General features: G+C 35.9%; 10 protein-coding genes. 8 read left to right on the forward strand and 2 right to left on the reverse strand.

What is annotated here, in order from left to right; genetic code table 11:
* Nucleotides 1–34: 34 nt before the first annotated feature.
* Nucleotides 35–1,000, reverse strand: coding sequence for a LuxR C-terminal-related transcriptional regulator (locus M2139_RS11695; RefSeq protein WP_280739043.1), 966 nt, complete (start codon nucleotides 998–1,000; stop codon nucleotides 35–37).
* Nucleotides 1,001–1,300: 300 nt separating this feature from the next.
* Here M2139_RS11695 and ptcA point away from each other — a divergent pair, with 300 nt between their 5' ends.
* The 7 genes from ptcA to M2139_RS11730 all read left to right on the forward strand — a co-directional run bounded on the left by ptcA (nucleotide 1,301) and on the right by M2139_RS11730 (nucleotide 8,898).
* Nucleotides 1,301–2,320, forward strand: coding sequence for a putrescine carbamoyltransferase (gene ptcA, locus M2139_RS11700; RefSeq protein ID WP_280739044.1), 1,020 nt, complete (start codon nucleotides 1,301–1,303; stop codon nucleotides 2,318–2,320).
* 193 nt (nucleotides 2,321–2,513) lie between these two features.
* The gene (locus M2139_RS11705; protein ID WP_280739045.1) at nucleotides 2,514–3,875 is read left to right on the forward strand and encodes an APC family permease; all 1,362 of its coding nucleotides are present in this window, start codon (nucleotides 2,514–2,516) and stop codon (nucleotides 3,873–3,875) included.
* Between the two features lie 454 nt (nucleotides 3,876–4,329).
* Entirely contained in the window at nucleotides 4,330–5,427 is a 1,098-nt protein-coding gene (aguA, locus tag M2139_RS11710) for an agmatine deiminase (protein ID WP_280739046.1), read from the forward strand.
* Between the two features lie 171 nt (nucleotides 5,428–5,598).
* Nucleotides 5,599–6,528, forward strand: a complete 930-nt coding sequence (gene arcC / locus M2139_RS11715; RefSeq protein WP_280739047.1) for a carbamate kinase — start codon at nucleotides 5,599–5,601, stop codon at nucleotides 6,526–6,528.
* Between the two features lie 319 nt (nucleotides 6,529–6,847).
* Complete coding sequence (locus tag M2139_RS11720) at nucleotides 6,848–7,483, forward strand: YutD family protein (RefSeq protein WP_280739048.1); 636 nt, start codon at nucleotides 6,848–6,850, stop codon at nucleotides 7,481–7,483.
* Nucleotides 7,484–8,257: a TIGR01457 family HAD-type hydrolase gene (locus tag M2139_RS11725; RefSeq protein WP_280739049.1), complete on the forward strand. Its 774-nt coding sequence runs from the start codon at nucleotides 7,484–7,486 to the stop codon at nucleotides 8,255–8,257.
* Entirely contained in the window at nucleotides 8,254–8,898 is a 645-nt protein-coding gene (locus M2139_RS11730) for a TIGR01906 family membrane protein (protein WP_280739050.1), read from the forward strand. Before M2139_RS11725 ends, M2139_RS11730 begins: the two co-directional genes overlap by 4 nt.
* A gap of 57 nt (nucleotides 8,899–8,955) precedes the next feature.
* On the opposite strand, the gene M2139_RS11735 is transcribed toward M2139_RS11730, so the two are convergent.
* Nucleotides 8,956–9,462, reverse strand: a complete 507-nt coding sequence (locus tag M2139_RS11735; RefSeq protein ID WP_280739051.1) for a phosphatidylglycerophosphatase A — start codon at nucleotides 9,460–9,462, stop codon at nucleotides 8,956–8,958.
* Nucleotides 9,463–9,686: 224 nt separating this feature from the next.
* On the opposite strand from M2139_RS11735, the gene M2139_RS11740 reads away from it, so the two are divergent.
* The gene (locus M2139_RS11740; RefSeq protein ID WP_280739052.1) at nucleotides 9,687–10,271 is read left to right on the forward strand and encodes a peptidylprolyl isomerase; all 585 of its coding nucleotides are present in this window, start codon (nucleotides 9,687–9,689) and stop codon (nucleotides 10,269–10,271) included.
* Nucleotides 10,272–10,377: the final 106 nt, after the last annotated feature.

Below are 10,377 nucleotides of genomic sequence, written 5' to 3' on the forward strand. Positions count from 1 at the left end.
CACTTTTAAGTAAGAAAGTGAGCTGGCTGTTTTGTTAACTATTATTTTCTGCTAAGTTTTGAGTGTAGTGGTTTTTGAAATTTTCGTATAGATCAATGATTTGATTACGTTTGTTGACGTTTAATTTAATGAAAATATTATGAACGTGAGTTTTAACTGTACCGATCGATAAAAATAGTTCATCGGCGATTTCTTGATTTTGTTTATGATCCAATAATAATTTAAAAATTTCTTCTTCTCGTTGCGTTAATTGATGCTCGCGACAGAAAGCTTTAAAAATTTCTGTGTCATCTTCTTGTGGTTCGATAATAATTGTTTCTTTTGGTGAAGTGTAATCAATCAAGAAGAAACGAATTGTTAGCAGACAAGCTACAATCGAAAAGATATCTTCGCAAACATTGCGGTTATAAATTTTTAAATCTAAAGAACTATATTGATCGACATTGAAAATTACAAAAGTATCTTCTAAAAGGATACATAAACCACTAACAGCACATAAAATAGCAATCCATTTTAAATAGGTTAAGCTGCGTTCTGATAGCTCGGTTTTTATTTTATGTTGGCGCCAAGCATAAAAACCGAGATAAATCAGCGTTAATTGATTAGGTAGATAGTAGAGCCAAACTTTTAAGGCTGAGTTTGACAGCATCGGCACCGAAATCATCCAAACCGCCATTAAAATTAAAATAGCATAGTGCAGCGGTGGAATGTTTTCTTTAAGTATTGTTGCTACAATCCAAAACGAGCAGAAAGCATTCACCATGAAAATAATCGTTTTAATAGCTGGGATGCTCATAAAGGTTTGGTTGTAAGTGAGGGCAAAAGTATTAATAAACTCTGTCATATAAATAATGACATTATCCAAAATGAAAAATCCGATATAAATAACAAGAATTAAAAATATTTTGCGCTTTTCTTTTAAATATAAATTAATTGCAAAAGACATCGCGATTGTATACAACACAATCAGCAAGATATTATAAATGAATACCGCAACCATTTTAGGAACCCCTTTCAAGTGGAAAGTCGCTCAATTCAATTAAGAAAAAAAGCTGAAATTTTCTTCTTCTACATTATAGCATTTTTTTGTTCTCTAAACCCTTATAAATTTCATAAACTTCTGCCTAAACTTTTATAAACCCTTTGTAAATCAAGGGTTTATAACTATAAATAAACCTATGTTTTGCAAGCGATTCCACAGATGTTTGCGTTTACATCTTTTAGCTTATCGTAAACCTTTTCATAAATTGCTAAAGTGAGGATGTCAAAAACAAAACAAAAAATTTTAGGAGGAACTAAAATGGCAAAAAGAGATTTTATTACAACAGAAACTTATACTAAGGAGGAAATTCAATACATCGTTGATTTATCATTAAAAATTAAAAAATCAATCAAAAATGGTTTCTATCCACCACTATTAAAAAACAAAACTTTAGGTATGATTTTCCAACAATCTTCTACTAGAACTCGTGTTTCATTTGAAACTGCAATGACTCAATTAGGCGGACATGCTGAATACTTAGCACCAGGCCAAATTCAATTAGGCGGACATGAAACAATTGAAGATACTAGTCGCGTACTTTCTCGTTTAACAGATATTTTAATGGCACGGGTTGAACGTCATCATAGCGCTCATGACTTAGCTAAAAACGCAACTATTCCAGTTATCAATGGTATGTCTGATTACAATCACCCAACACAAGAACTTGGTGACTTATGTACTATGATTGAACATTTACCTGCTGGCAAAAAAATCGAAGACTGTAAAGTTGTTTTCGTTGGTGATGCAACACAAGTATGTTTCTCATTAGGTTTAATCGCTACTAAAATGGGTATGAAGTTCGTTCACTTCGGACCAAAAGATTTCCAATTAAATGAAGATCATAAAGCTAAATTAGCTGCAAACTGTGAAGTTTCTGGCGGTAGCTTCTTAGTAACTGATGATGAAGAAGCAATTGTTGGATCAGATTTCTTATACACTGACGTTTGGTATGGTTTATACGAAGCTGAATTATCAGAAGAAGAAAGAATGGCTGCTTTCTATCCTAAATACCAAGTAGACCAAGCGATGATGGATAAAGCTGGTAAAAATTGTAAATTCATGCACTGCTTACCTGCATCACGTGGTGAAGAAGTAACTGATGAAGTAATTGACGGCGCAAACTCAATTTGTTTCGACGAAGCTGAAAACCGTTTAACTTCAATTCGTGGTTTATTAGTTTACTTGTTAAATGACTACGCTGCTAAAAATCCAATTGACGAAGCGAAAAAAGCAGAAGCAAAAGCTGATTTAGAAGTATTTTTAGGAAAAGCATTATAAAATTTGTTTGACAGAAGGAATCAGTGGAAATAGCTTATATTTGTAACTCATAAAAGCGAATTTTAAAGTGAAAAGGATAAGGTATTTCCCTTGTAAGTAGTTAAATTGAGAAGCTATGCTTAGTTGTAAAAAGACTAAGCCTTCTCATTTTAGCTACGAACCTTCCATATGCATCAGAGAAAGGATGAAAAAAATGGAAGAGAAAAAGAAAAAATTTAGCTTGATGAGTGCTATTTTATCTGTCATCTGTGTTGTTTTCGTTGCTGAAGCAGCTGCCCCTGTAGCCGCGATTGGTAATTCACAATTTTTTTGGTGGATATTTTTATTAGTAGCATTCTTATTACCTTATGGTTTAATTTCTTCCGAGCTAGGAACAACTTATATTGGTGATGGTGGGATTTATGATTGGGTAACAAAAGCTTTCGGGCACCGTTGGGGTTCACGGGTGTCTTGGTATTACTGGATTAACTATCCATTATGGCTGGCTTCTTTAGCGGTTATGTGTCCGGATTTATTAACAACGATTATCGGTATCCAATTTTCAACAGTCGCTTCAGTTGTGATTGAATTAGTCTTTATCTGGATTATTGTCTGGATTAGTTTTTATCCGGTAAGTGATAGTATCTGGATTTTAAATGGCGCAGCTATTATTAAGATGGTGTTAGCGGTATTAATCGGTGGTTTAGGTTTATATGTAGCCTTTACTCGTGGTATGGCAAATGAATATACAGTTAGCTCTTTATTACCATCTTTTGATTTAAATAGTTTATCCTTTATTTCAGTAATTATTTTCAACTTATTAGGATTTGAAGTTATTTGTACTTTTGCAGATGATATGGAAAATCCTAAAAAACAAATTCCACAATCAATTGTAGCCGCTGGTTTAGTGATTGCTGCAATCTACATTTTCTCTGCTTTCGGAATTAGCGTAGCGATTCCAACAGACCAAATTAGTACAGGTAGTGGTTTAATTGATAGTTTCAAACTATTAACAGGTTCTACAGATGGCTGGTTTATTATTTTAGTAGCCTTCTTATTCCTATTAACTTTATTTGGTAATATGATTTCTTGGTCATTAGGTGTTAATAATACGGCTTGTTATGCAGCTGAAAATGGCGATATGCCAAAAGTTTTCGGTATTCGTAGCAAGAAAAATGAAATGCCAATCGGTACTGCAATTATGAACGGTATTGTGGCTTCAGTCGTGGTAGTTATCGCACCGATTTTACCGAACCAAGATTTATTCTGGGCATTCTTCTCATTAAACTTAGTAATGTTCTTACTATCTTATGTACCAGTTTTCCCAGCTTTCTACAAATTAAGAAAAATTGATCCTGATACACCAAGACCATTTAAAGTTAGCGGTGGCGATGGCTTCTTAAAATTCTTAGTAGTTGTACCAATGGCGATGATTTTAATTTCATTAGTCTTTACAGCAATTCCGTTGCAATTTGATGCAGCTTCTTTAAGTGAACAGCTGCCAATTACGATTGGCGCAATTGTCTGTGTGATTATCGGAGAAGTTATCATTATTGCGAAAAAAATAAAAAAATAGTTTTTATTGATTAAATAATTGTCGCTAAAGTTCCATAAAACACAACTTCAGACAAAATTGATGAAGAGATTCGTTGATTTAGTGTTAAGGGGCTTTAGTGATGATTTTAATAGTTACAATTTTTAGCGGAACAATGAAGGTCTGCTTTAAAAAAAGCAGACTGTAAACGCTAACTTTCCTTGTCAAGATAGAGCGTTTATGGTTTGCGGGAAAATCAATGCTTTAAAACGAACTAGGATGTCAGTTCGACTTACTAAAGTATCAAGTTAGTTGAATGGTATACGTAGTGAGCATCAAATTAAATTTTCAAAGAAAATTTAATACCTTAAAACGAACTAGGATGTCAGTTCCACTTACCAAGTAATCGAGCTAGTGGAATGATATACGTAGTGAGCGTCAAACTAAATTTTCAAAGAAAATTTAGTACTTTAAAACGAACTAGGAGGAAAAGTAAATGGCAAAAAGAATTGAAGGAACTACACCAAAACAAGATGGCTTTAGAATGCCTGGAGAGTATGAACCACAGGAAAAAGTTTGGATGATTTGGCCAGAGCGCCCAGATAACTGGCGTGACGGTGGTAAACCAGTTCAAGAAGCATTTACTGCGGTAGCAACTGCAATTAGCAAATTTACACCAATGAATGTTGTTGTTTCTCAACAACAATATCAAAATTGTCGTCGTCAAATGCCTGATCATATTTCTGTTTATGAAATGTCAAATAATGATGCTTGGGTTCGTGACTGCGGTCCATCTTTCCTTATTAATGATAAAGGCGAATTACGTGGCGCTGACTGGGCGTTTAACGCTTGGGGCGGATTAGTAGACGGTTTATATTTCCCTTGGGATCAAGATGACTTAGTTGCTCAAAAAATTTGTGAAATTGAAAAAGTTGATTCTTACCGGACAAGCGATTTTGTTTTAGAAGGTGGCTCTATTCACGTTGATGGCGAAGGCACTGTGTTAACATCAGAAATGTGTTTGTTAAGTGAAGGCCGTAATCCTCATATGACAAAAGAAGAAATTGAGAAAAAATTATGTGACTACTTAAACTGTGAAAAAGTTTTATGGATTAAAGACGGTATTGACCCTGAAGAAACAAATGGACATATTGATGATGTGGCTTGTTTCGTAGCACCAGGTGAAGTTGCTTGTATTTATACTGAAGATGAAGCGAGTCCTTTCTATGCAGCAGCACAAGATGCTTACAAACGTTTATCAGAAATGACAGATGCCAAAGGTCGTAAATTAAAAGTTCATAAATTATGTTGCCCAGTTGAAATTGTAACAATCGACGGCAACTTCAAAATTGATTATGTAGAAGGTACAATGCCTCGTGAAGATGGCGATATCTGTATTGCTTCTTACATGAACTTCTTAATTACTAATGGCGGTGTTATCGTTCCTCAATATGGTGATGTTAACGATGCATTAGCTTTAGAACAAGTTCAAGCAATGTTCCCTGATAAAGAAATCGTAGGCGTTAATACGGTAGAAGTTGTTTACGGTGGCGGAAATATTCACTGTATTACACAACAACAACCAAAACGTTAAGACATTCAATTAGAAAGAGCTTGTCTTTTGACAAGCCTTTCTGATTTTAAAAAAGGAAGTTGCCAGTTCCACTTACCAAGTACAAAGCTAGTGGAATGGTATGCGTGGTGAGAATAAAACTAATTTTTCAAAGAAAAATAAATACTCTATTACGAACAAGGAGGAATACAAATGTCAAAAATCGTTATTGCGCTGGGTGGTAATGCCTTAGGAAATTCAGCGAATGAACAATTAAATAAAGCTGAATTAGCAGCAAAATCAATTGTTGATTTAATTCAAGCAGGTCATAATGTAGTGATCGCTCACGGAAATGGTCCACAAGTGGGTCAAATTCGTTTAGCTTTTGAAAAAACAACTGAAGAAGGTAAAGAAGTAATGCCTTTTCCAGAATGTACAGCGATGAGCCAAGGATATATTGGTTATCATTTGCAACAAGCCATTGATGAAGAGTTGGTTGCTCGCGGCTTAACAGATGTACCGGTTATTTCAATGTTGACACAAGTTGTCGTGGACCCTAACGATCCGGCTTTTGCTAATCCAACTAAACCAATTGGTGGTTATTATGATGAAGCAACTGCTAAAAAAATCATGGCTGAAACTGGCGATATTTATAAAGAAGATGCGGGTCGTGGTTGGCGTCGGGTAGTTCCTTCACCAAAACCAGTTGATATTTATGAAAAAGTTAGTTTGAAAACATTGGTTGATGCGGGCCAAGTCGTTATCGCTTGTGGCGGTGGTGGAATCCCAGTGGTTTATCGTGGTAACCATTATGAAGGCGTTGATTCAGTAATTGATAAAGATTTTGCGGCTTCTAAAATGGCGGCTTTAATTGATGCTGATATGTTTATTATTTTAACAGCTGTGGATCATGTTTTTGTTAACTTTGGTAAAGAAAACCAAAAAGCTTTACAAGATGAAACAGTTGCTGAAATGCAAAAATATATCGGCGAAGATCAATTTGCACCAGGTAGTATGCTACCTAAAGTTGAAGCAGCGATTGACTTTGCTGAATCAAAAGCTGGCCGCAAAGCAATTATTGCTTCTTTAGAAAAAGCTTCTGAAGCGATTGCTGGAACTAGCGGAACTATCGTTCATTTATAAAAAAATTCAGTTTATGATACCAAATAAAAACTCCTATTGAAAATTCGAAATAATAAAGATAGCTTGTAAGCAATTTTCCCAAAAGAGGGTCTTCCTTTTGAGAGATTACTTGCAAGCTATTTTTAAGGGATTAAAATTGAAGATGATGTCTTTTGTTAGTTGATTATTACTTATTTATTAATTCCTGATTTTGAAAAGATTGTTTCTAAGGGAATTTATGTTAGAATATAGACAATTAGTAAAGTTAAATGAAAGTGCAGCGCACGTTTTTATAATATAGAAGAAAGAAGTTTAACTTCTTACAGATAAGGTGGTAAATATGGTCAAGCAAGTCCCTAACAAAAATGAGGCAGAAAAGAAGACAGTGACGGAAGAAATAACGGCTGTTTTAAGTGAAATCGTTCAAGAAGCGCCTGAAGAAAAGAAAAAAGGTGAAGTGGTTCAAGTTTTAGCTGATGGGGAACTTTTAATCGGCGAGCGCCAATATCGCTTAGTTGCCAATCACCGTGATGGTTTTGAACCAGAGCGTTTGGGAGAACGTTTTAGTGAGGTGCTTTCTCGTTATGACTATGTTGTCGGGGATTGGGGCTATGACCAGCTGCGCCTAAAAGGTTTTTTCACAGCGGATAATCGTAAAGCTTTACCAGAACAGCGGATTGATACGCTAGAAGATTATTTATATGAATTTTGCAATTTCGGTTGTGCTTATTTTGTGATTGAACGTGTCGGGGGCAAAAGAGAACGTAAACAAACCCGCCGACGTCGTAGCAATAACAAGAAACCGATGGGTGAAGCTCATATTGAAGAGAAAAAAGCCCCAGTAAAACCAATTGAAAAAACTAAACCAGTAATTAAAAATCGTAAGCCGAAAGCCGTTGAAAATAAAAAAGCGCCTGTTAAAAAACAACCTGCCGAAAAAGCAACTGGTTTTGTGATTCGGAAAAGGGGCGAGTAAATGAAAAAATATGGTGGCTATTTAATTGATTTAGATGGAACGATTTATAAAGGCAAAACGCCGATTGCTGCCGGAAAAACTTTCGTTGAGGCGCTGCAAAAAAGAGGAATCCCTTTTTTATTCGTCACTAACAACACTACTAAAACCCCTGCGACAGTGGCACAGCGTTTAGCTGATGAATTTGATATTCATGTTTCCCCGGAAACAGTGTATACAGCCAGTTTAGCGACGGTTGATTATATGAAAGAACGCAACCTTGGTAAAAAAGTTTATGTGATTGGTGAAGGCGGCTTAGAAGAAGCCATTGTTAATGCCGGTTATCAATTAACAGCTGATAAACCCGATTATGTGGTGGTGGGCTTAGATAGCCAAGTCACTTATGAAAAATTTGTAGTAGCGACGTTAGCGATTCGCCAAGGGGCACTTTTTATTGGCACCAACCCTGATAAAAATATTCCCACAGAACGAGGCTTATTGCCAGGGGCAGGTGCTTTAATTGCTTTATTAGCGACAGCTACCCAACAACAACCAGTTTTTATCGGAAAACCCGAAGCAATTATTATGGAAAAAGCGGTGGCATTGTTAAATTTAGCTAAGTCAGAAGTTTTAATGGTGGGGGATAATTACGAAACTGATATTCAAGCCGGCATTGCTAACGGAATTGATAGTTTGTTAGTGACGACCGGTTTTACTTCAGCTGAAGCTGTACCAACTTTACCGCAAGCGCCAACCTATGTTTTGGCGAGTTTAGCTGAATGGGAGTTTGTTGAATGACGAAGGAAAAATTAAAAAATACTTTGCAATGGCTGTGTCTATTTTTAGCGATTATTAGTTTAACGGTGGCGATTACTATTAATTTTCGCCCTTTATACATTTTTGATGTCGACTATTTAGATATTTTAGCCTATACAGATTTAGATAAAGGTCAGTTATTAGATAATTTTGGTAAGCTAATGTCATTTTTAAATAATCCTTTTGAGGATACGTTACAGTTAGCTGATTTTCCGATGTCTGCAAGTGGTTTGCAACATTTTATTGATGTGAAAAAATTATTCTTATTGGATTACGGGGTGTTAATCATTACGATTATCCCAGCGCTTTTGTTCGTTAAAAAATTAGTAACGACTAAAAGCTTATGGCGTTTAATTCAGCCTTTTCAAGTGGGCATGGTGTTGCCTTTAGTGTTAGGCTTTGTAATGGCAATTGGTTTTGATCGGTTTTTTACGACATTCCATGAAGTTTTGTTTGGTAATGATGACTGGATTTTTAATCCGGCGACTGATCCGATAATCAATGTTTTACCGGCTGAATTTTTTATGCATTATTTTGTTTTGTTTTTTGTTTTGCTAGAAGCGATTTTTTTAATTGGCATTGTGGCTGGCAGAAGACAGTTGAAAAAGAAGAAGTTAGCTTAAAAGAAAAAATCCGCATTTCTCAGAAATTTAATCTGAAAAATGCGGATTTTCTGCTGTTTATTGGGTAATTGGACTTTGAGCTGGGTTTGAGTGAGCTAACCGGCTAGCTGCTGCGGCAGCTATCGCACCAACGATATCATCTAAGAAAGTATGACATTGCTTGCCGTCATGAGCATTCAATTTTTTCAAAATACCAGGTTTTACTTTATCAATGTAGCCATAATTGGTAAAACCGATTGTTCCATAAACGTTGACGATAGCTAAAGCTAGAATCTCATCAATCCCGTATAAGCCTTCATCTTCTGTTAAAATTTCTTGCAAAGGATGTAGTAATTGTTTTTGCTCCGCTAAAATATCTAATTGAATCCCGGTGATAATTGCATTATGAACTTCCCGTTTTGATAAAACGGCTTCGATATTTTCGATACAAGTTTCAGTAGTTAAATTCGTAATATAAGGTTTTTGCAAAAATAAAACCAGTTCTGCTAAATCATCAATTGTCACGCCCCGCTGAAGCAAGAGTTGGCGAGCTGTTTCTTCTAAAGTTTCTCCTTGAATAACCATGAAAATCCTCACAATCTTTTATTTTGTTTCTTTATGGTACGCTGGGAAAAAGAAAAAAGCAAGTTAGTTGTTAAGGTGGAAGAGGGAATTAAGGAATTTTTTTCATAAAGCTGGCAATTTTTCATGAAGTTCGCTATGATAGAGAAGAATTTGTAAGTTATCCTTTGCTGAATGATTAAGGTGCAAAGAGATAGCGTTGATAACGATACAAGGAGGAGATTATTTTGGCATTTCCACAGTTAGATTTAGCCAATGTTCAAGGTCCAAAAGCAACGATTAAAACGAATATGGGAGAGATTGTTGTACAATTATTTCCTGAAATGGCGCCAAAAACCGTTGAAAACTTTGTGCAATTAGCAAAAAAAGGATATTATGATGGCGTGATTTTTCACCGTGTCATCCCTGATTTTATGATTCAAGGGGGCGACCCAACCGGTACTGGTATGGGTGGTGAAAGTATTTATGGGGAAAAATTTGAAGATGAATTTTCTCGCGATGTTTTTAATTTGCGGGGGGCTTTATCAATGGCAAACGCTGGTCCTAACACTAACGGCAGCCAATTTTTCATTGTAAATAATCAAAATGTACCCGCTAATATGTTAACGCAATTAGAAGGTGCTGGTTTCCCAACTGAAATCATCGAAGCTTATAAAAAAGGCGGTACCCCTTGGTTGGATTTCCGTCATACAGTTTTTGGTCATGTGGCTGAAGGCATGGATGTGGTTGATACAATTGGCGGCGTCCAAAGAGGCCCACAAGATCGCCCAGTTCATGATGTTGTCATTGAAACAATTGAAATTAGTGAATAAAAGCTAATCATCACCACCCTTCAAAAGGGTGGTTTGCTCTGGGGCTATAAGCCCCTAAAACCGGCCAGCGCCTAAAGACGCTGGCTTTTCACATTTCATGTTCAAG

It is taken from the genome of Enterococcus sp. PF1-24 (assembly GCF_029893325.1).
GTDB lineage: Bacteria > Bacillota > Bacilli > Lactobacillales > Enterococcaceae > HY326.

Coding starts and splice junctions, on each gene's coding strand:
- ptcA (WP_280739044.1), top strand. CDS start 1,301: ATGGCAAAAAGAGATTTTATTACAACAGAAACTTATACTAAGGAGGAA.
- aguA (WP_280739046.1), top strand. CDS start 4,330: ATGGCAAAAAGAATTGAAGGAACTACACCAAAACAAGATGGCTTTAGA.
- M2139_RS11720 (WP_280739048.1), top strand. CDS start 6,848: ATGGTCAAGCAAGTCCCTAACAAAAATGAGGCAGAAAAGAAGACAGTG.
- M2139_RS11725 (WP_280739049.1), top strand. CDS start 7,484: ATGAAAAAATATGGTGGCTATTTAATTGATTTAGATGGAACGATTTAT.
- M2139_RS11730 (WP_280739050.1), top strand. CDS start 8,254: ATGACGAAGGAAAAATTAAAAAATACTTTGCAATGGCTGTGTCTATTT.
- M2139_RS11735 (WP_280739051.1), bottom strand. CDS start 9,462: ATGGTTATTCAAGGAGAAACTTTAGAAGAAACAGCTCGCCAACTCTTG.
- M2139_RS11705 (WP_280739045.1), top strand. CDS start 2,514: ATGGAAGAGAAAAAGAAAAAATTTAGCTTGATGAGTGCTATTTTATCT.
- arcC (WP_280739047.1), top strand. CDS start 5,599: ATGTCAAAAATCGTTATTGCGCTGGGTGGTAATGCCTTAGGAAATTCA.
- M2139_RS11695 (WP_280739043.1), bottom strand. CDS start 1,000: ATGGTTGCGGTATTCATTTATAATATCTTGCTGATTGTGTTGTATACA.